Genomic DNA, 19,264 nt, shown 5'->3' on the forward strand with positions numbered 1-19,264 from the left:
ATTTAACACATTGTTAAAAATAATTTATCCAACTTATCAAAAATTTTGTGTTTTCAACGTCGAATTTCTCTGAATTGAATTTTCCTGCAGCCAGTGCTAAATTAATGGTGTATTTATCGTTCCCAAATAAGTATCCAAGACCTAAGCTCAATAAGGAGTTGTTTTTGTTGTCTTGAACATAGCCTCCTAGATCTGTGATACTATAAAGATAAGACTGTGTACTTGTTTTTAAACGATATTCTACATTAAAATAGGTGTATTGTTCTGCAAATATACTTTGCTCGTTGAAACCTCTTATGGAATTTGCTCCTCCTATTCTATATAATTCGTTAATTAAATAGTTTTTAGATTCTAAGATTCCAATTTCATTTCTTAGATAAATGTTATTCCTACTATTTAGTTCTAATAAATAAGAACTTATACTTTTTATTTGATATTGCTGTTTGGTTTCCGAATTGCTTTTTCGCTGTCCAACTCCGAATGAAAGATTGAGGTTGAACTTGTTTGACTTAATATATTCATTTTGGTCATTTTTATATTCATAGCTTAAACCAATAAAATAGTTGCGAAAATCTAAAATGTCATTACTTTCTGTTTCTAGGTTTTCAGAATTTTCGAAACTGAAGAAAGTAGATATCTTGTTTTTGTAATTGATGTTGTAAAATAAATTTGTTTTAAATGCTACGTTTGTAAATGAGCTATCCTGTCTATAAAGTGAAAAATTGAGTTCAGATGTAATTTTACTTTTAAAAATGTAAGGTATTTTGGTTGAAAGTTCAAACTCTTGTCTTTCTTCTCCAATTCTGTTCCAAAATAATTTGAATTGCTCTCCAGAATTGAGAATATTATTTAGTTCTAAGTTTATATTCCCATTGAGCAGAAAATCTCCATTTTCTTTTGTAGCAAAATTTACAAGCGCATCTAAACTGTTGTTTTGTTTCTTCTTTATATATAAATAAAGTTTTGTTGAGTCTTCTGTGAATAAAACTTCAGGTTCCTTTATTTCTTGAATAAAGTTTAGTTTGTTGAGTAAGTTTGATGATTTTTCTACAACATCTTCATTGAAAATAATCCCTTTTTTAATCTTAAGGTACTTGCTAAGGTAGTTTTTAGAGAAATTGTCATAACCTTTAATTTCAATAGCATCAATTGTTCTTTTCTTAGATTCATTAATTATAAGTGATGCTTGGATGTTTTGATTTATAATTGTTATGTTTTGTAATTGAATCGTTGAGAAAGATTTACCTTCCTGATCTAGTTTTTTAGAAATTGTTGCCAAGAGATCTTGAAGTTTGTCAACTGCTATTACTAGTTCATTATTGTTAAGGCTCTTTTTTTCGAAAAGGTGCGAGTACTTTGAATCTATTTTTAATGTAATAGCTGTTATTTTCTTTTTTAAGGAGAAATATACAGTTGCTTTATGTTCTTTATAATTTATACTATCTATAATATTTAAAAAGTAGCCTTTGTTTTTTAAATATGCAGAAACCTTTAAAGCTTCCTTTTTTACAGAAGTTGAATCTTGGTGCTTGGCTTGATAGTTTAGTTTAGAAAGTATTTCATTTTCTAACTTGTTTGCAGAACGCATTGTAAGTTCAAGCTTTTGACCATAAATACCATTTTGGTTTAATAGATTGATTAAGAATAGAAATAGAATAAAACTTTTTTTTTGCTTCATTATTAAAAGGATACTTTTCAAAAGTAATTGTTTTGATGAAAAACAGGTCGAAAAAATCATTTTTAAAAAATAACTTGCTGATATTTGAATAATTAGAAATTAATCGTACATTTGCGGACTCTTAAAAAAGAGCAGAGTTTAATTATAAACGAAAAACAGTAATAATTTAGTATGCCAACTATTCAACAATTAGTTCGTAAAGGAAGAACCAAAATAACTAAGAAGAGTAAATCGGCTGCTTTGCAGGGAAGTCCTCAAAGACGTGGAGTTTGTACACGTGTTTACACTACAACACCAAAGAAACCTAATTCAGCAATGCGTAAAGTTGCCAGAGTTAGATTAACAAATGGTAATGAGATAAACGCATACATTCCAGGTGAGGGTCATAACTTACAAGAGCACTCGATAGTATTAGTTAGAGGTGGAAGGGTAAAAGATTTACCAGGTGTTAAATATCACGTGGTACGTGGAGCATTAGATACAGCAGGTGTTGAGGGTAGAACCCAACGTAGATCTAAGTATGGTGCAAAACGCCCAAAAAAGTAAAATTAGTAACTTTTTTAATGTAAAACATGAGAAAAAGAGCAGCAAAAAAAAGAGTCTTATTACCAGATCCAAAATTTAATGATCAGTTAGTAACACGTTTTGTGAATAACTTAATGTGGAGTGGTAAGAAGTCAGTAGCATTCAAAGTATTTTATGATGCGTTAGATATTGTAGAAGAAAGAAAAGGAGAAGGTGAAGAAAAATCAGCTTTAGAGATTTGGAAAGATGGTTTATCTAATGTAATGCCTCACGTAGAAGTTCGTTCAAGACGAGTTGGTGGTGCAACATTTCAAATACCAATGCAAATTAGACCGGACAGAAAAGTGTCTATGGCAATTAAATGGATGATTTTATATACTCGTAAGAGAAATGAAAAAACCATGGCACAGCGTTTAGCAGCTGAAATTTTAGCTGCGGCTAAAGAAGAAGGTGCTGCTGTTAAGAAAAGAGTAGATACTCATAAAATGGCAGAAGCAAACAAAGCATTCTCACACTTTAGATTTTAATAGAAATGGCTAGAAATTTAAAATATACAAGAAATATTGGTATTGCAGCACATATTGATGCTGGTAAGACAACAACTACAGAGCGTGTATTGTATTATACAGGAGTTTCTCATAAAATTGGAGAAGTTCATGATGGTGCAGCTACAATGGACTGGATGGAGCAAGAGCAAGAAAGAGGTATTACAATTACTTCTGCTGCAACTACTTGTACTTGGCAGTTTCCATTAGAGAACGCGCAACCAACACCAGAAACTAAAGGATATCACTTTAATATTATTGATACTCCTGGTCACGTAGATTTTACTGTTGAAGTAAATAGATCTTTACGTGTATTAGATGGTTTGGTTTTCTTGTTTTCTGCTGTTGATGGTGTAGAGCCTCAATCAGAAACAAACTGGAGATTGGCTGATAACTATAAAGTACCAAGAATTGGATTCGTTAACAAAATGGATCGTCAAGGTTCTGACTTTTTAGGAGTTTGTCAGCAAGTAAAAGATATGTTAAAATCTAATGCTGTACCAATCGTTTTAAATATTGGTGAAGAGGATGGTTTTAAAGGAATTATCGATTTAGTGAAGAATCGTGCTATTGTATGGCATGATCAAACACAAGGGGCAACTTTTGATGTAATTGAAATTCCAGATGATTTAAAAGAAGAAGCAAGAAAATATAGAGCTTTATTAATAGAAGAAGTAGCAAGTTACGATGAGAACTTACTAGAAAAATTCATGGAAGATGAAGATTCTATTACTGAAGAAGAGGTACATGCTGCTTTAAGAGCTGCTGTTATGGATATGGCTATCATACCTATGATTTGTGGTTCTGCATTTAAAAATAAAGGTGTTCAGTTCTTATTAGATGCTGTATGTCGTTATTTACCTTCTCCTATTGATAAGGAAGGTATTGTAGGTGTTAATCCAGATACAGACGAAGAAGAATTACGTAAGCCAGATGTTAAGGAGCCATTCGCTGCTTTAGCATTTAAAATTGCAACAGATCCTTTCGTAGGTCGTTTAGCATTTTTTAGAGCTTATTCAGGTCGTTTAGATGCTGGTTCTTATGTTTTAAATAACAGATCAAATAAAAAAGAGCGTATATCACGTATCTATCAAATGCATGCGAACAAGCAAAATGCAATTGATTTTATTGAGGCTGGAGATATTGGTGCTGCTGTAGGTTTTAAGTCAATTAAAACTGGTGATACTTTATCTGATGAAAAACATCCAATTGTTTTAGAATCTATGGATTTTCCAGATCCAGTAATTGGTATCGCTGTTGAGCCAAAAACAAAAGCTGACGTTGATAAGTTAGGTATTGGTTTAGGTAAATTAGCAGAAGAAGATCCTACATTCACAGTTAGAACAGATGAAGCTTCAGGTCAGACTATTATTTCTGGTATGGGTGAATTACACTTAGATGTAATTGTAGATCGTTTAAAGCGTGAATTTAAAGTAGAAGTTAACCAAGGGCAACCTCAGGTTGAGTATAAAGAAGCTATTACTGCATCTGCAGATCATAGAGAAGTTTATAAGAAACAGTCTGGTGGTCGTGGTAAATTTGCAGACATCGTGTTTACTATGGAGCCTGCAGATGAAGGTGTTCAAGGTTTACAGTTTGAATCTATAATTAAGGGTGGTAACGTTCCTAAAGAATTTGTACCTTCTGTAGAGAAAGGATTCAAAGAAGCAATGAGAAACGGACCTTTAGCTGGTTATGAGATGGATTCTATGAAAGTTACTTTAAAGGATGGATCTTTCCACGCAGTGGATTCTGATCAATTATCTTTTGAGTTGGCTGCAAAATTAGGTTTTAAAGCTGCTGCTAAAGCTGCTAAAGCTAAAATCATGGAGCCTTTAATGAAGTTAGAAGTTTTAACTCCAGAAGAAAATATGGGGGATATCGTTGGTGACTTGAACAGAAGAAGAGGTCAAGTAAACGATATGTCAGACAGAGCTGGTGCTAAAGTTGTAAAAGCTATAGTTCCATTATCAGAAATGTTTGGTTATGTTACTGCCTTAAGAACAATGTCTTCTGGTAGAGCAACATCAACAATGGAATTTTCTCACTATGCAGAAACTCCTTCTAATATTTCAGAAGAAGTAATTGCTGCTGCTAAAGGTTAATCTACTAAAACAAATAAGATGAGTCAAAAAATTAGAATAAAATTAAAGTCTTACGATTATAATTTAGTAGATAAATCTGCTGAAAAGATTGTAAAGACAGTTAAAAGTACTGGAGCTATTGTTAATGGTCCAATACCTTTACCAACACATAAAAAGATTTTTACTGTTTTACGTTCTCCACACGTAAATAAAAAATCTAGAGAGCAATTTCAATTAGCTGCTTACAAAAGATTATTAGACATTTATAGTTCTTCTTCGAAAACTATTGATGCTTTAATGAAGCTTGAGTTACCAAGTGGTGTGGAAGTAGAAATTAAGGTATAAGTATTACTAAAAAAACTTTTGATTTAATGATTTTGTTAAATCAAAAGTTTTTTATACTTTTGCAACCCGAAATAGAGTAGGGTAAAGTTTTGTATTTGTGATAAATAAATCAAAACTACATGTCCAGAGCGTTTCGCGAAGGAAAAACGGAAAAACAAAATCAGCGTTGAATTTGTTTTGACGCTTTTTTTTTACAGAAATGTAAAAGGGCTAGATTAGAAACATTTGTTTCAAACAATTAATAGAAATAGACGCGCTGGAAAATAATCTATCGTCTTAAAATTTAAAATTAATGTCTGGGTTAATAGGTAGAAAAATTGGAATGACCAGCTTATTTGATGAAAATGGGAAGAATATTCCTTGTACAGTAATCGAAGCAGGTCCTTGCGTTGTTACCCAAGTCAGAACCGAAGAGGTTGACGGCTACAATGCGTTGCAACTTGGTTTCGATGACAAAAAAGCAAAGAGTTCTAACAAAGCGTTAGATGGTCACTTTAAAAAAGCTGGCACAACTGCTAAGAAAAAAGTTGTTGAATTTCAAGGGTTTGAAGAAGAGTATAAATTAGGAGATGCTATTACTGTAGAGCATTTTACTGAGGGAGAATTTGTTGATGTTTCAGGTACTTCTAAAGGTAAAGGTTTTCAGGGTGTTGTTAAGCGTCATGGTTTTGGTGGTGTAGGTCAAGCTACTCACGGTCAACATAACCGTTTAAGAGCTCCTGGTTCTATTGGCGCTGCATCTTATCCTGCAAGAGTATTCAAAGGAATGCGTATGGCAGGAAGAATGGGAGGAGAGAAAGTGAAAGTACAAAACTTAAGAGTGTTAAAAGTAGTTGCTGAAAAGAACTTACTTGTTGTTAAAGGAGCTGTTCCTGGACATAAAAACGCTTTTGTAACTATTCAGAAATAATGAAAGTAGCAGTTTTAGATATTACAGGTAAAGATACAGGTAGAAAGGTTGAGCTTTCTAAAGATGTATTTGGTATAGAGCCTAACGATCATGCAATTTATTTAGATGTAAAACAGTATTTGGCAAATCAACGTCAAGGTACTCATAAGTCTAAAGAAAGGGCAGAAATAGTTGGTTCAACAAGAAAGATTAAAAAACAAAAAGGAACTGGTACTGCAAGAGCAGGATCTATCAAGTCTGGTGTTTTTAGAGGTGGTGGACGTATGTTCGGACCAAGACCTAGAAATTATTCTTTCAAGTTAAATAAAAATTTAAAGCGTTTGGCTAGAAAGTCTGCTTTAAGTATTCAAGCAAATGATAAGAATTTAGTAGTTGTTGAAGATTTTAACTTTGACACTCCAAAGACAAAAAACTTCGTAGATGTTTTAAAATCTTTAGAGTTAGATGCTAAAAAATCATTATTTGTTTTAGATGGTGAAAATGCAAATGTTTATTTGTCTTCACGTAATTTAAAAAATTCTAAAGTTATTAAAGCTTCAGAAATTAATACTTATGGTGTTTTAAATGCTAATAAGATAGTAATAACAGAAGGTTCTTTAGAAGGAATTAATTCAAATTTAAGCAAATAGGGAAATGAGTATTTTAATTAAACCTATTATCACGGAAAAAGCAACAAACGATAGTGAATTATTTAATCGTTATGCATTTGTTGTAGATAAAAACGCTAACAAATTAGAAATTAAAAGTGCAGTTGAATCTGCATATGGAGTTTCTATTTCAAGTGTAAAAACTTTAAATTATCCAATTCAGAGAAATACTAAGTATACTAAGAAAGGTTTAGTAACTGGAATTAAAAGTGGGTATAAGAAAGCTATTGTACAGTTAGCAGAAGGAGAAAGTATTGATTTTTATAACAATCTTTAAGAAAAGACACAATGTCAGTTAGAAAATTAAAACCAATAACACCAGGTCAGCGTTTTAGAGTTGTAAATGGGTTCGACGCCATAACAACTGATAAGCCGGAAAAGTCATTATTGGCACCGAAAAAAAGATCTGGAGGTCGAAACAGTCAAGGTAGAATGACTACACGTAACATAGGTGGAGGTCATAAGCAGAAATATCGTATTATCGATTTTAAAAGAGATAAGAAAGATGTTCCTGCAACAGTTAAAACTATAGAGTACGATCCAAATCGTACTGCATTTATTGCTTTACTTAGTTATGCTGATGGTGAAAAGAGATATGTAATTGCTCAAAACGGTTTAACTGTAGGTCAGACTGTAGTTTCAGGAAGTGGTATTACTCCAGAAATTGGTAATGCAATGCCTTTAAGTGAAATTCCATTAGGAACAACTATTTCATGTATTGAGTTACGTCCTGGTCAGGGTGCTGTTATGGCAAGATCTGCTGGATCTTTTGCTCAGTTAATGGCAAGAGATGGTAAGTATGCTACTGTTAAATTACCTTCAGGTGAAACTAGATTAATTCTACTTACTTGTATGGCTACAATTGGAGTTGTATCTAATTCAGATCATCAATTATTAGTTTCTGGTAAAGCTGGTAGAAGAAGATGGTTAGGTAGAAGACCAAGAGTTAATGCTGTTAGAATGAACCCTGTAGATCACCCAATGGGAGGTGGTGAAGGACGTTCTTCTGGAGGTCATCCAAGATCAAGAAATGGTATACCTGCTAAAGGTTACAAAACTAGATCTAAGACTAAGGCTAGTAATAAGTATATCATAGAACGTAGAAAGAAATAATTAAGTTATGGCAAGATCATTAAAAAAAGGACCTTACGTTCACTATAAGTTAGAGAAAAAAGTGTTAGCTAATGTAGAAGCTGGAAATAAAACAGTTATTAAGACTTGGTCTAGAGCAAGTATGATAACTCCAGATTTCGTTGGTCAAACTATTGCAGTTCACAATGGACGTCAGTTTGTACCAGTTTACGTTACTGAAAACATGGTAGGGCATAAATTAGGCGAATTTTCACCAACACGTTCTTTTAGAGGACATGCAGGTGCAAAAAATAAAGGTAAAAAATAGTAGGAAATGGGAGTTCGTAAAAAAAATATGGCAGATCAGTTAAAAGCAGATAGAAAGCAACGTGCTTTCGCTAAGCTTACTAACTGTCCTACATCACCAAGAAAAATGCGTTTAGTTGCTGATCAAGTAAGAGGTGTTGAAGTTGAAAAAGCTTTACAAATCTTAAAATTCAGTCCTAAAGAGGCATCTATTAATTTAGAAAAATTATTGTTATCTGCAATTGCAAATTGGCAAGCTAAGAATGAAGATTCATCTATAGAAGATGCTGGTTTATTCGTAAAGTCTATTTGTGTAGATAGCGCAGGTATGTTAAAAAGATTAAGACCTGCTCCACAAGGTCGTGCTCATAGAATTCGTAAGCGTTCTAATCACGTTACTTTAGAGTTAGGTAGTAAAAATTTAAGTAATTAATCAAAGTAGAAATGGGACAAAAAACAAATCCAATTGGGAATCGTTTAGGAATCATCAGAGGTTGGGAGTCTAACTGGTATGGTGGAAATGACTACGGAGATAAAATTGCTGAAGATGATAAGATAAGAAAGTATATTCATGCTAGATTATCTAAAGCAAGTGTTTCTAGAGTAATTATAGAGCGTACTTTAAAACTTGTAACCGTTACTATTACTACTGCCCGTCCAGGTATCATTATTGGTAAAGGAGGTCAGGAAGTAGACAAGTTAAAAGAGGAGCTTAAGAAAATTACTGGTAAAGAAGTTCAAATTAATATTTTTGAAATTAAGCGTCCAGAATTAGATGCAAGATTAGTTGCAACTAGTGTTGCACGTCAAATTGAAAATAGAATTTCTTACAAGAGAGCTATAAAAATGGCAATTGCTGCTACAATGCGTATGAATGCTGAAGGTATCAAAATTCAGATTTCAGGACGTTTAAATGGAGCAGAAATGGCTAGATCAGAACATTTTAAAGAAGGTAGAATTCCTCTTTCTACTTTTAGAGCTGACATTGATTATGCTTTAGTTGAAGCGCATACAACCTATGGTAGATTAGGTGTAAAAGTATGGATAATGAAAGGTGAGGTTTATGGTAAAAGAGAGTTATCTCCTTTAGTTGGTTTGTCTAAAAAGCAAGGTGGTAAAGGTGGTGATAGATCTAAACGTCAACCACGTAGAAGAAAATAATTTTTAAACTAGAAATTAAAAATGTTACAGCCAAAAAGAGTAAAATATCGTAAGGTACAGAAAGGCAAAGGAAATATGTCTGGAAACTCTCAAAGAGGTAATCAACTTTCTAACGGAATGTTTGGTATTAAATCTTTGGACCAGAATTTATTAACTTCACGTCAGATTGAAGCAGCTCGTATTGCAGCTACTCGTCATATGAAAAGAGAAGGTCAGTTATGGATTAAAATCTTTCCAGATAAACCTATTACAAAGAAACCTTTAGAGGTACGTATGGGTAAAGGTAAAGGTGCTCCAGATCATTTCGTAGCAGTAATCAAACCAGGTAGAATTTTGTTTGAAGTTGGTGGTGTACCAATGAACGTAGCAAAAGAAGCTCTTCGTTTAGCTGCTCAAAAACTTCCAGTAAGAACGAAGTTTGTAATCGCAAGAGATTTTGATATTAACGCATAATTCTAAAGAAAATGAAACAGTCAGAAATTAAAGAATTATCTACAGCTGATCTTAATGAAAAGTTGGTAGCGTTGCAAAAAAATTATACCGATCTTAAAATGGCTCACGCAATTACTCCTATGGAGAATCCTTTGCAGTTGAGAAGTTTAAGAAGAACTGTAGCAAGAATTGCAACAGAATTAACAAAAAGAGAATTACAATAATTCTATAGTCAGTTTTAAAGATGGAAAAAAGAAATCTTAGAAAAGAGAGAATTGGTGTTGTTTCTAGTAGCAAAATGGAGAAATCTATTGTTGTTTCTGAAACGAAAAGAGTAAAACACCCAATGTACGGTAAATTCGTTTTAAAGACGAAAAAGTACGTTGCACACGACGAACAGAATGATTGCAACGAAGGAGATACTGTTAGGATCATGGAAACTAGACCTATGAGTAAATCTAAACGTTGGAGATTAGTAGAAATCCTAGAAAGAGCTAAATAATATGTTACAGACAGAATCAAGATTAAAAGTAGCAGACAATACTGGAGCAAAAGAAGTTTTAGTAATTAGAGTTTTAGGAGGAACAAAAAAACGTTACGCAAGTATTGGAGACAAGATTGTTGTATCAGTTAAATCTGCAACTCCTAACGGAACTGTAAAAAAAGGTCAAGTATCTAGAGCAGTTGTTGTAAGAACTAAAAAAGAAGTTAGACGTAAAGACGGGTCTTATATTAGATTTGACGATAACGCTTGTGTACTATTAAATCCTACTGAGGAGATGAGAGGAACACGTGTTTTTGGACCAGTTGCTCGTGAGCTTCGTGAGAAACAATTTATGAAAATTGTATCATTAGCACCTGAAGTGCTTTAAACTATTACACAAATGAAGAAGTTCAAATTAAAATCAGGAGATACTGTAAAAGTTATTGCAGGTGATCATAAAGGATCTGAAGGTAAAGTTTTACAAATTATCAAAGACAAGGATAGAGTATTGGTAGAAGGTGTGAATTTAGTTTCTAAACACACTAAACCAAGTGCACAAAGTCCTCAAGGTGGTATTGTAAAAAAAGAAGCATCATTACATATATCTAACGTTATGTTGATAGAAGATGGTGTAGCTGTAAGAGTTGGTTATAATGTTGATGGAGGTACTAAAACTAGAATCTCTAAAAAAACGAATAAATAGAATTAATCATGAGTTACGTACCAAGATTAAAAGCAGAATACAAAGAAAGAGTTATAAAAAGTCTTACTGAAGAATTCAGCTATAAGAATGTTATGCAAGTACCGAAATTAGAAAAAATTGTTGTTTCTAAAGGTGTTGGTGCTGCTATTGCAGATAAGAAATTAATAGATTATGCTGTAGAAGAGTTGACAAAAATTACTGGTCAAAAAGCAATTTCTACGATGTCTAAGAAAGATGTTGCATCTTTTAAATTACGTAAAGGAATGCCAATTGGTGTAAAAGTTACGTTAAGAGGAGATAAAATGTATGAGTTTTTAGACAGATTAGTTACTGCTTCTTTACCACGTGTAAGAGACTTTAACGGTATTAAAGCTAATGGATTTGATGGGAGAGGTAATTATAACTTAGGTATTACTGAGCAAATTATTTACCCAGAAATTAATATAGACCAAGTTAAGAAAATCAATGGAATGGATATTACATTTGTAACATCTGCTGAAACTGATAAAGAAGCGAAGTCATTATTAGGAGAATTAGGTTTACCATTCAAAAAAAATTAAGAAATGGCTAAAGAATCAATGAAAGCGCGTGAGCGCAAAAGAGAACGTACAGTTGCAAAGTATGCTGAGAAAAGAAAAGCTTTAAAAGAGGCTGGAGATTACGAAGCATTGCAAAAGTTACCAAAAAATGCATCACCAGTAAGATTACATAATAGATGTAAATTAACTGGACGTCCAAAAGGATATATGAGACAGTTTGGTATTTCTCGTGTAACTTTTCGTGAAATGGCTAATCAGGGATTGATACCAGGAGTTAAAAAAGCTAGTTGGTAGAAATTTCATTATAAGTCTATAAATAAAAATAGAAGGTGTATCTTTGCACGCTCTATTTTTTTTGAGTATTAGAATTTTAACTGATTAAAGGTTCAATTTTCACAGAGAAATCTGTAGCATAAATAGAGGAAATTGAAAACCATAGTCGCAATTTAAGTAAATATGTATACAGATCCAATTGCGGATTTTCTTACAAGAGTAAGAAATGCTATTGCAGCAGGACACAGAGTAGTGGAAATTCCAGCTTCAAATTTGAAGAAGGAAATGACTAAGATTTTGTTTGATCAAGGTTATATTTTGAGCTATCAGTTCAATGACGATAAGGTTCAAGGGACTATTAAGATCGCTTTAAAGTATGACAAGGAAACAAAAGAGTCAGTAATTAGAAAAATTCAACGTATCAGTACACCTGGTTTACGTAAATACGTGGGGTCTTCAGAGATGCCTAGAGTATTAAACGGTCTTGGTATTGCTATTGTTTCAACATCAAAAGGTGTTATGACAAACAAAAAAGCAAAACAAGAGAATGTTGGAGGAGAAGTTTTATGTTACGTTTATTAAACCTGAGAGATGAGTAGAATTGGAAAAAACCCAGTTAGCATCGCACAAGGTGTAGATGTAAGCATTAAAGACAACGTTATTACTGTAAAAGGAAAGTTAGGTGAATTATCACAAACTATTTCTGAAGGAATTACGGTAAGTATTGAAGATAACACTATCACTTTAGATAGAGCTTCAGAAAGTAAAGACCATAAAGCACAACATGGTTTAATGAGAGCATTGATCAATAATATGATCGAAGGTGTTTCTAAAGGATGGACTAAAGATTTAGAATTGGTAGGTGTTGGTTATAGAGCATCGAATCAAGGACAAAAGTTAGATTTAGCTTTAGGTTTCTCACATAATATTGTTTTAAACTTGGCTCCAGAAGTTAAAGTTGAAACTATTTCAGAGAAAGGGAAAAACCCAATCATTAAATTAACTTCGTTTGATAAACAATTAGTTGGTCAAGTAGCTGCAAAGATTCGTTCTTTCAGAACTCCAGAACCTTATAAAGGTAAAGGTGTTAAGTTTGTTGGTGAAGTATTAAGAAGAAAAGCAGGTAAGTCTGCATAATATATAGCATTATGGCATTATCAAAGCTACAAAGAAGAGCTAGAATTAAGCGTAGAATTAGAAAGATCGTTTCTGGTACTGCTACTAAACCAAGATTATCGGTTTATAGGAGTAACAAAGAGATTTATGCGCAACTAGTAGACGATGTAAACGGAGTTACTTTAGCTTCTGTTTCATCTAGAGATAAAGAAATAAAAGCAAGTTCTAAAGCTGAGGCAGCTACTGCAGTAGGAAAATCAATTGCAGAAAAAGCTACCAAATCAGGTATTGAAACAGTTGCTTTCGATAGAAATGGTTATTTATACCATGGTAGAGTTAAAGTATTAGCAGAAGCTGCAAGAGAAGCTGGTTTAAAATTTTAAGAAATTATGCAAGGTTATAAAAACGTAGAAAGAGTTAAACCAAGCGGATTAGAGCTTGTAGATAGATTAGTTGGTGTACAACGTGTAACTAAAGTAACAAAAGGGGGTAGAGCATTTGGTTTCTCTGCAATCGTTGTTGTTGGTGATGGTAATGGTGTTGTAGGTCATGGTTTAGGAAAATCTAAGGATGTTTCTTCTGCTATTGCAAAAGCAGTAGAAGATGCAAAGAAAAATTTAGTAAGAATACCTATTTTAGAAGGTACTTTACCTCATGAGCAAAAAGGTAAGTTTGGTGGTGCAAAAGTATTCATCAAGCCTGCTTCTCCTGGTACAGGGGTTATTGCTGGTGGTGCAGTTCGTGCAGTATTAGAATCTGTTGGTGTACATGATGTATTATCAAAATCTCAAGGTTCTTCAAATCCTCACAATGCAGTAAAGGCAACTTTTGATGCTTTACTTCAATTAAGAAGTGCAGCAGCAATTGCTAAGCAAAGAGGTATATCTTTAGAAAAAGTATTTAACGGATAAATCTAGAAGAGATGGCAAAAATTAAGGTTACACAAGTAAAAAGTCAAATCGGGCGTTTAAAGAATCAGAAAAGAACTTTAGAGGCTTTAGGTTTACGTAGATTAAACCAAACTGTTGAGCATGAGGCAACTCCATCAATCGTTGGTATGGTAAATAAAGTTTCACATTTGGTTTCTGTAGAGGAGTCAAAATAAGATATTTAAAATGAGTAGTTTACACAACTTAACACCAGCAGAAGGATCTGTTAAAAAAGGGAAAAGAATCGCACGTGGTGAAGGTTCTGGTCATGGAGGAACTTCTACAAGAGGTCACAAAGGGGCTAAATCTCGTTCAGGTTATTCTAGAAAAATAGGTTTTGAGGGTGGTCAAATGCCACTTCAAAGACGTGTGCCAAAATTTGGTTTCACGAACATAAACCGTAAAGAATATCAAGGTATCAATTTAGATAAATTACAATCTTTAGTTGATGCAGGGAAAATAAAAGATACAGTAGATTTAGATACTTTAGTAGCTAATAGATTGGCAGGTAAGAATGACTTGGTTAAGATATTAGGTAATGGAGAATTAAAAGCTAAATTAAATATAACTGTACATAAATTTACAGCATCAGCAAAAGCGGCAATTGAAGCTGCTGGAGGAGAAGCTGTTACTTTATAAGATCTCGTAAATGATGAATTTTATTAATAGATTAAAAGACATTTTCAGTATTGAAGAATTAAAAAACAAAATTCTTCTAACAATTGGTTTAATTGCTGTGTATCGTTTTATGGCTGCTGTTCCTTTACCAGGCGTAGATCCATTACAACTTGCAGCTTTAAAAGAAAGTACAGATGGTGGTCTTTTAGGTTTATTGAATGCATTTACAGGAGGGGCATTTGCTAGAGCGTCAGTAATGGCACTTGGTATTATGCCATATATTTCTGCATCTATTGTAGTTCAGTTAATGGGAATAGCTGTTCCTTATTTACAGAAGTTACAGAAAGATGGAGAAAGTGGACGTAAAAAAATTACACAAATAACTAGATGGTTAACAATAGCTATTACTTTAGTGCAAGCACCAACGTATATTACAGCTATTAAAACTCAATTTGGTCTTGGTCCTGAAGCCTTTTTGGTAAGTGGAGCAACATTTTGGGTTTCATCAATAATCATTTTAACTGCAGGTACTATTTTTGCAATGTGGTTAGGAGAGCGTATTACAGATAAAGGTGTTGGTAATGGTATATCATTATTAATTACTGTTGGTATTATTGCTAACTTTCCTGCTGCATTTTTACAAGAGTTTGTTGCTAAAACAACAAATGCTGGTGCAGGTGGAGTAATGATGATCTTAATTGAAATCATTGTTTGGTTCGTAGTAATTTTACTTACTGTTTTATTAGTTACTGCTGTAAGAAAAATTGCAGTTCAATATGCTAGAAGAACAGTTGCAGGAAACGTACAAAATGTTGCAGGGAGTAGAGATTATATTCCTTTAAAATTAAATGCAGCTGGTGTAATGCCTATTATTTTTGCACAAGCAATAATGTTTATTCCTATGGCTTTAGCTCAGAGGTTTCCATTTATGGCAAGTTTGCAAGATATTAATGGCTTAGGTTACAATGTGATTTTTGCATTGTTAATTATCATTTTTAGTTTTTTCTATACAGCGATTACTATTCCTACGAATAAAATGGCTGAAGATTTAAAAAGAAGTGGTGGTTTTATACCAGGAATAAGACCAGGTAAAGATACTGCAGAACGTTTAGATTCTGTTTTATCTAGAATTACATTTCCAGGTTCTTTATTTTTAGCGGCTTTATCAATTTTGCCAGCAATTGTAGTTCAGTTTGGAGTACAACAGAGTTGGGCAATGTTTTACGGAGGTACATCACTAATCATTATGGTTGGTGTTGCTATAGATACATTACAACAAATTAATTCCTATTTATTAAATCGTCATTATGATGGTTTAATGAAAACAGGAAACAGCAATAGAAAATCGAATAAATAGTATGGCTAAACAATCAGCAATTCAACAAGATGGGACTATTACAGAAGCATTATCAAATGCAATGTTTCGTGTAGAATTAGAAAACGGTCATATTGTTACGGCTCATATATCAGGTAAAATGCGAATGCATTATATTAAACTTTTACCAGGTGATAAGGTAAAGTTAGAAATGAGTCCATACGATTTAACGAAAGCAAGAATTACTTACAGATACTAAAAACAAAACAGATGAAAGTTAGAGCATCAGTTAAAAAGAGAAGTGCCGACTGCAAAATAGTGCGCAGAAAAGGTAGATTATACGTGATTAATAAACAAAATCCTAGATTTAAACAAAGACAAGGGTAATGGCAAGAATAGCAGGTATTGATATTCCAAAGAATAAAAGAGGAGTTATTGCTTTAACTTACATCTTTGGTATAGGAAACAGCAGAGCTAAAAAAGTTTTAGCAGAAGCTAAGGTTGATGAAAGCATTAAAGTTCAAGATTGGACTGATGAGCAAATCGCAGCAATTAGAGAGCAAGTAGGATCTTTCACAATTGAAGGTGAATTACGTTCTGAGGTACAAATAAACATCAAACGTTTGATGGATATTGGTTGTCAAAGAGGTATTCGTCATAGATTAGGTCTTCCTCTAAGAGGTCAAAGAACCAAAAACAATTCTCGTACAAGAAAAGGTAAGAGAAAAACAGTAGCTAACAAGAAGAAATAAGTTAGAGATTAAACTAGTTGTTAACTGGTAGTGTGCCGTATTTAGATACAATTTACTATTAAGTGATGACTGAACAACAAATATTATGGCAAAAGCAAGTTCAAAAAAACGTAAGGTTATAATTGATGCGATTGGAGAAGCTCACGTAAGTGCAACTTTTAACAACATCATTATTTCTTTAACAAATAAAAAAGGTGATGTTATATCTTGGTCATCTGCAGGTAAAATGGGTTTTAGAGGTTCTAAAAAGAATACTCCATATGCAGCTCAATTAGCAGCAGAAGATTGTGCAAATGTAGCAAAAGAAGCAGGTTTACGTAAAGTAAAAGTTTATGTAAAAGGGCCAGGTAATGGTAGAGAATCTGCAATTAGATCTATCCACAATGCAGGTATTGAAGTAACAGAAATTATTGATGTTACACCAATTCCACATAATGGATGTCGTCCACCAAAAAGAAGAAGAGTATAATTATATTTTAATCGATTAGGAAAAAGATTTTCGAAGGATAAGCCTTAATTCATAATCCCTAATCATAACAAAAAAGAAATGGCAAGATATACAGGACCAAAAACTAAAATTGCTCGTAAATTTGGCGAGGCAATTTTCGGAGAAGATAAGAACTTCGAAAAAAGAAATTTTCCTCCAGGACAACATGGAAATGCGAGAAGAAGAGGAAAGAAATCTGAATATGCAACTCAGTTAATGGAGAAGCAAAAAGCGAAATATACTTATGGTATTTTAGAGCGTCAATTCAGTAACTTGTTTAAAAAAGCATCTGCATCTCAAGGAATTACAGGTGAAATCTTATTACAATTATGTGAATCTCGTTTAGATAACGTTGTTTACAGAATGGGGGTTTCAAATTCTAGAAGTGGAGCTCGTCAATTAGTATCTCACAGACATATTACTGTAAATGGTGAAATCGTTAACATTCCATCATACAGTTTAAAAGAAGGAGATGTTGTTGCAGTTAGAGAAAAATCTAAATCTTTAGTGGCTATCGAGGATGCATTAGCATCTAACAATAATGTATTCGAATGGTTAACTTGGAATAATGATACTAAATCAGGAACTTTTGTTAAGGTACCAGAAAGATTACAAATTCCAGAAAACATTAAAGAGCAATTAATCGTAGAATTATATTCTAAGTAATAAATTAATCATATTGGTATTTGGCCAAAGGGTTTTTAGTATTTCTTCACACTCAAAAACCGCGCAACTAAATAACAATTAAAAAGAAGAACAAATGGCAATTTTAAATTTTCAGAAACCTGATAAAGTAATAATGATTGAATCTACAGATTTTTCTGGAAGATTTGAGTTTAGACCTTTAGAGCCAGGTTTTGGATTAACAGTAGGTAATGCTTTAAGAAGAGTATTATTATCTTCATTAGAAGGATTTGCAATTACGTCATTAAGAATTGATGGTGTAGAGCACGAATTCTCAACGGTTTCAGGAATCGTAGAAGATGTTACTGAAATTATATTAAACTTAAAACAAGTTCGTTTTAAGAAGCAGATTGATGAAACAGATAGAGAAACTGTATCAGTTTCAATATCTGGTCAAGAGCAATTTACAGCAGGAGATTTACAGAAGTTTATTTCTGGTTTTCAAGTATTGAACCCAGATTTAGTAATCTGTAATATGGATAAATCTGTAAAATTGAATGCAGAAATCACAATTGAAAAAGGTAGAGGATTTGTACCTGCAGAAGAAAACAAAAAAGCTTCTGCACCTATTGGAACAATCTTTACAGATTCTATTTACACTCCAATAAAGAATGTAAAATATGCAATTGAGAACTTTCGTGTAGAGCAAAAGACAGATTATGAAAAATTAGTTTTCGATATCGATACTGATGGATCAATCAATCCTAAAGATGCTTTAACAGAAGCTGCTAAAATTTTAATTCACCATTTTATGTTATTCTCTGATGAGCGTATCACTTTAGAGGCTGATGAAATTGCACAGACTGAAACATATGATGAGGAATCATTACATATGCGTCAGTTATTGAAAACTAGATTAATCGATATGGATTTATCTGTAAGAGCTTTAAATTGTTTAAAAGCTGCAGAAGTAGATACATTAGGAGATTTAGTTTCATTTAACAAGAGTGATTTAATGAAGTTTAGAAACTTTGGAAAAAAATCATTAACAGAACTAGAAGAATTAGTTATTGTTAAAGGTTTAAGTTTTGGAATGGATTTAACAAAATATAAATTAGATAGAGATTAACCTTTCATAGTTTGCTCCTCAAAATGGGTAGATGCAAGATGAAAGAATAAACAAAGGTCATGAGACACGGAAAAAAACACAATCATTTAGGTAGAAAGACAGCGCATAGAAAAGCGATGTTAGCAAATATGGCTTGTTCATTAATTGAGCACAAACGTATTAATACCACAGTTGCAAAAGCAAAAGCATTAAGAGTTTTTGTAGAGCCATTAATTACTAAATCTAAATCAGATACAACTCACAACAGACGTATAGTATTTTCATACTTACGTGACAAGTATGCAGTAACTGAGCTTTTTAGAGAAGTATCTGTAAAGGTAGCTGATAGACCAGGTGGTTATATTCGTATCATTAAATTAGGAAATCGTCAAGGAGATAATGCTCCTATGGCTATGGTTGAGTTAGTTGATTACAACGAACTTTATAATCCTAAAGGTGCAAAAGCTAAAAAATCTACACGTAGAAGTAGAAGAGGAGGTTCTAAGAAAACTGAAACTGCTCAAGTAGAAAATACTTCAACTGAAGAGAAATCAGAGGAATAAAAAATGAAGATTTTTTTAAAATATATAGAGGGATAAGCGTTTACGTTTA

Annotated in this window: 33 protein-coding genes; 32 read left to right on the forward strand and 1 reads right to left on the reverse strand. The window is 32.9% G+C overall.

Going from position 1 to position 19,264, the window contains the following annotated elements; all coding sequences use genetic code 11:
* Positions 1–13: 13 nt before the first annotated feature.
* A complete protein-coding gene (locus MED152_RS12275; RefSeq protein ID WP_015482215.1) occupies positions 14–1,678 on the reverse strand; it encodes a POTRA domain-containing protein in 1,665 nt (554 codons plus the stop codon).
* 171 nt (positions 1,679–1,849) lie between these two features.
* On the opposite strand from MED152_RS12275, the gene rpsL reads away from it, so the two are divergent.
* From rpsL to rplQ, 32 genes are all read left to right on the forward strand, one after another.
* Positions 1,850–2,224, forward strand: a complete 375-nt coding sequence (rpsL, locus tag MED152_RS12280; protein ID WP_015482216.1) for a 30S ribosomal protein S12 — start codon at positions 1,850–1,852, stop codon at positions 2,222–2,224.
* Between the two features lie 26 nt (positions 2,225–2,250).
* Positions 2,251–2,730: a 30S ribosomal protein S7 gene (gene rpsG, locus MED152_RS12285; protein ID WP_015482217.1), complete on the forward strand. Its 480-nt coding sequence runs from the start codon at positions 2,251–2,253 to the stop codon at positions 2,728–2,730.
* A 5-nt stretch (positions 2,731–2,735) separates the two neighbouring features.
* A complete protein-coding gene (gene fusA / locus MED152_RS12290; protein ID WP_015482218.1) occupies positions 2,736–4,853 on the forward strand; it encodes an elongation factor G in 2,118 nt (705 codons plus the stop codon).
* Positions 4,854–4,871: 18 nt separating this feature from the next.
* Positions 4,872–5,177: a 30S ribosomal protein S10 gene (gene rpsJ, locus MED152_RS12295; RefSeq protein ID WP_015482219.1), complete on the forward strand. Its 306-nt coding sequence runs from the start codon at positions 4,872–4,874 to the stop codon at positions 5,175–5,177.
* Positions 5,178–5,469: 292 nt separating this feature from the next.
* Complete coding sequence (rplC, locus tag MED152_RS12300; protein WP_015482220.1) at positions 5,470–6,087, forward strand: 50S ribosomal protein L3; 618 nt, start codon at positions 5,470–5,472, stop codon at positions 6,085–6,087.
* On the forward strand, positions 6,087–6,716 hold the full coding sequence (rplD, locus tag MED152_RS12305; protein ID WP_015482221.1) for a 50S ribosomal protein L4: 630 nt from the start codon (positions 6,087–6,089) through the stop codon (positions 6,714–6,716). Before rplC ends, rplD begins: the two co-directional genes overlap by 1 nt.
* 4 nt (positions 6,717–6,720) lie before the next feature.
* Complete coding sequence (gene rplW, locus MED152_RS12310; RefSeq protein WP_015482222.1) at positions 6,721–7,011, forward strand: 50S ribosomal protein L23; 291 nt, start codon at positions 6,721–6,723, stop codon at positions 7,009–7,011.
* An 11-nt stretch (positions 7,012–7,022) separates the two neighbouring features.
* Positions 7,023–7,847: a 50S ribosomal protein L2 gene (rplB, locus tag MED152_RS12315; RefSeq protein ID WP_015482223.1), complete on the forward strand. Its 825-nt coding sequence runs from the start codon at positions 7,023–7,025 to the stop codon at positions 7,845–7,847.
* Positions 7,848–7,854: 7 nt separating this feature from the next.
* Positions 7,855–8,133, forward strand: a complete 279-nt coding sequence (gene rpsS / locus MED152_RS12320) for a 30S ribosomal protein S19 (protein ID WP_015482224.1) — start codon at positions 7,855–7,857, stop codon at positions 8,131–8,133.
* Positions 8,134–8,139: 6 nt separating this feature from the next.
* A complete protein-coding gene (rplV, locus tag MED152_RS12325) occupies positions 8,140–8,544 on the forward strand; it encodes a 50S ribosomal protein L22 (protein WP_015482225.1) in 405 nt (134 codons plus the stop codon).
* A gap of 11 nt (positions 8,545–8,555) precedes the next feature.
* Positions 8,556–9,272, forward strand: coding sequence for a 30S ribosomal protein S3 (gene rpsC, locus MED152_RS12330; RefSeq protein ID WP_015482226.1), 717 nt, complete (start codon positions 8,556–8,558; stop codon positions 9,270–9,272).
* A 21-nt stretch (positions 9,273–9,293) separates the two neighbouring features.
* Complete coding sequence (gene rplP, locus MED152_RS12335; RefSeq protein ID WP_015482227.1) at positions 9,294–9,725, forward strand: 50S ribosomal protein L16; 432 nt, start codon at positions 9,294–9,296, stop codon at positions 9,723–9,725.
* Positions 9,726–9,736: 11 nt separating this feature from the next.
* Complete coding sequence (rpmC, locus tag MED152_RS12340; protein ID WP_015482228.1) at positions 9,737–9,928, forward strand: 50S ribosomal protein L29; 192 nt, start codon at positions 9,737–9,739, stop codon at positions 9,926–9,928.
* 20 nt (positions 9,929–9,948) lie between these two features.
* Positions 9,949–10,206, forward strand: coding sequence for a 30S ribosomal protein S17 (gene rpsQ / locus MED152_RS12345; protein WP_015482229.1), 258 nt, complete (start codon positions 9,949–9,951; stop codon positions 10,204–10,206).
* Between the two features lies 1 nt (position 10,207).
* Positions 10,208–10,576: a 50S ribosomal protein L14 gene (gene rplN / locus MED152_RS12350; RefSeq protein ID WP_015482230.1), complete on the forward strand. Its 369-nt coding sequence runs from the start codon at positions 10,208–10,210 to the stop codon at positions 10,574–10,576.
* Between the two features lie 12 nt (positions 10,577–10,588).
* The gene (rplX, locus tag MED152_RS12355; protein ID WP_015482231.1) at positions 10,589–10,891 is read left to right on the forward strand and encodes a 50S ribosomal protein L24; all 303 of its coding nucleotides are present in this window, start codon (positions 10,589–10,591) and stop codon (positions 10,889–10,891) included.
* Positions 10,892–10,899: 8 nt separating this feature from the next.
* A complete protein-coding gene (gene rplE, locus MED152_RS12360) occupies positions 10,900–11,451 on the forward strand; it encodes a 50S ribosomal protein L5 (protein ID WP_015482232.1) in 552 nt (183 codons plus the stop codon).
* Positions 11,452–11,454: 3 nt separating this feature from the next.
* On the forward strand, positions 11,455–11,724 hold the full coding sequence (gene rpsN / locus MED152_RS12365) for a 30S ribosomal protein S14 (protein WP_015482233.1): 270 nt from the start codon (positions 11,455–11,457) through the stop codon (positions 11,722–11,724).
* A gap of 162 nt (positions 11,725–11,886) precedes the next feature.
* Positions 11,887–12,285 (forward strand): 30S ribosomal protein S8, encoded by a 399-nt coding sequence (rpsH, locus tag MED152_RS12370; RefSeq protein WP_015482234.1) that lies wholly within the window; start codon positions 11,887–11,889, stop codon positions 12,283–12,285.
* Between the two features lie 9 nt (positions 12,286–12,294).
* Positions 12,295–12,840: a 50S ribosomal protein L6 gene (rplF, locus tag MED152_RS12375; protein WP_015482235.1), complete on the forward strand. Its 546-nt coding sequence runs from the start codon at positions 12,295–12,297 to the stop codon at positions 12,838–12,840.
* A gap of 11 nt (positions 12,841–12,851) precedes the next feature.
* Positions 12,852–13,202 (forward strand): 50S ribosomal protein L18, encoded by a 351-nt coding sequence (gene rplR, locus MED152_RS12380; RefSeq protein WP_015482236.1) that lies wholly within the window; start codon positions 12,852–12,854, stop codon positions 13,200–13,202.
* A 3-nt stretch (positions 13,203–13,205) separates the two neighbouring features.
* Positions 13,206–13,730 (forward strand): 30S ribosomal protein S5, encoded by a 525-nt coding sequence (gene rpsE / locus MED152_RS12385; RefSeq protein ID WP_041383683.1) that lies wholly within the window; start codon positions 13,206–13,208, stop codon positions 13,728–13,730.
* Positions 13,731–13,741: 11 nt separating this feature from the next.
* Positions 13,742–13,924, forward strand: coding sequence for a 50S ribosomal protein L30 (rpmD, locus tag MED152_RS12390; RefSeq protein ID WP_015482238.1), 183 nt, complete (start codon positions 13,742–13,744; stop codon positions 13,922–13,924).
* A 10-nt stretch (positions 13,925–13,934) separates the two neighbouring features.
* The gene (gene rplO, locus MED152_RS12395) at positions 13,935–14,387 is read left to right on the forward strand and encodes a 50S ribosomal protein L15 (protein ID WP_015482239.1); all 453 of its coding nucleotides are present in this window, start codon (positions 13,935–13,937) and stop codon (positions 14,385–14,387) included.
* 13 nt (positions 14,388–14,400) lie between these two features.
* The gene (secY, locus tag MED152_RS12400) at positions 14,401–15,723 is read left to right on the forward strand and encodes a preprotein translocase subunit SecY (RefSeq protein WP_041383685.1); all 1,323 of its coding nucleotides are present in this window, start codon (positions 14,401–14,403) and stop codon (positions 15,721–15,723) included.
* Between the two features lies 1 nt (position 15,724).
* Positions 15,725–15,940, forward strand: coding sequence for a translation initiation factor IF-1 (gene infA, locus MED152_RS12405; protein WP_015482241.1), 216 nt, complete (start codon positions 15,725–15,727; stop codon positions 15,938–15,940).
* A gap of 11 nt (positions 15,941–15,951) precedes the next feature.
* Positions 15,952–16,068 (forward strand): type B 50S ribosomal protein L36, encoded by a 117-nt coding sequence (gene ykgO, locus MED152_RS13660; protein WP_004568720.1) that lies wholly within the window; start codon positions 15,952–15,954, stop codon positions 16,066–16,068.
* Complete coding sequence (gene rpsM / locus MED152_RS12410) at positions 16,068–16,433, forward strand: 30S ribosomal protein S13 (protein ID WP_015482242.1); 366 nt, start codon at positions 16,068–16,070, stop codon at positions 16,431–16,433. Before ykgO ends, rpsM begins: the two co-directional genes overlap by 1 nt.
* Positions 16,434–16,518: 85 nt before the next feature.
* Complete coding sequence (rpsK, locus tag MED152_RS12415; protein WP_015482243.1) at positions 16,519–16,902, forward strand: 30S ribosomal protein S11; 384 nt, start codon at positions 16,519–16,521, stop codon at positions 16,900–16,902.
* A 78-nt stretch (positions 16,903–16,980) separates the two neighbouring features.
* Positions 16,981–17,586, forward strand: a complete 606-nt coding sequence (rpsD, locus tag MED152_RS12420; protein WP_015482244.1) for a 30S ribosomal protein S4 — start codon at positions 16,981–16,983, stop codon at positions 17,584–17,586.
* Positions 17,587–17,680: 94 nt separating this feature from the next.
* Positions 17,681–18,673 (forward strand): DNA-directed RNA polymerase subunit alpha, encoded by a 993-nt coding sequence (locus tag MED152_RS12425; RefSeq protein WP_015482245.1) that lies wholly within the window; start codon positions 17,681–17,683, stop codon positions 18,671–18,673.
* 59 nt (positions 18,674–18,732) lie between these two features.
* Positions 18,733–19,215: a 50S ribosomal protein L17 gene (rplQ, locus tag MED152_RS12430; protein WP_015482246.1), complete on the forward strand. Its 483-nt coding sequence runs from the start codon at positions 18,733–18,735 to the stop codon at positions 19,213–19,215.
* The last annotated feature ends 49 nt before the right edge of the window (positions 19,216–19,264 follow it).

Origin of the sequence: Polaribacter sp. MED152 (genome assembly GCF_000152945.2) — a bacterium.
Lineage (GTDB): Bacteria > Bacteroidota > Bacteroidia > Flavobacteriales > Flavobacteriaceae > Polaribacter.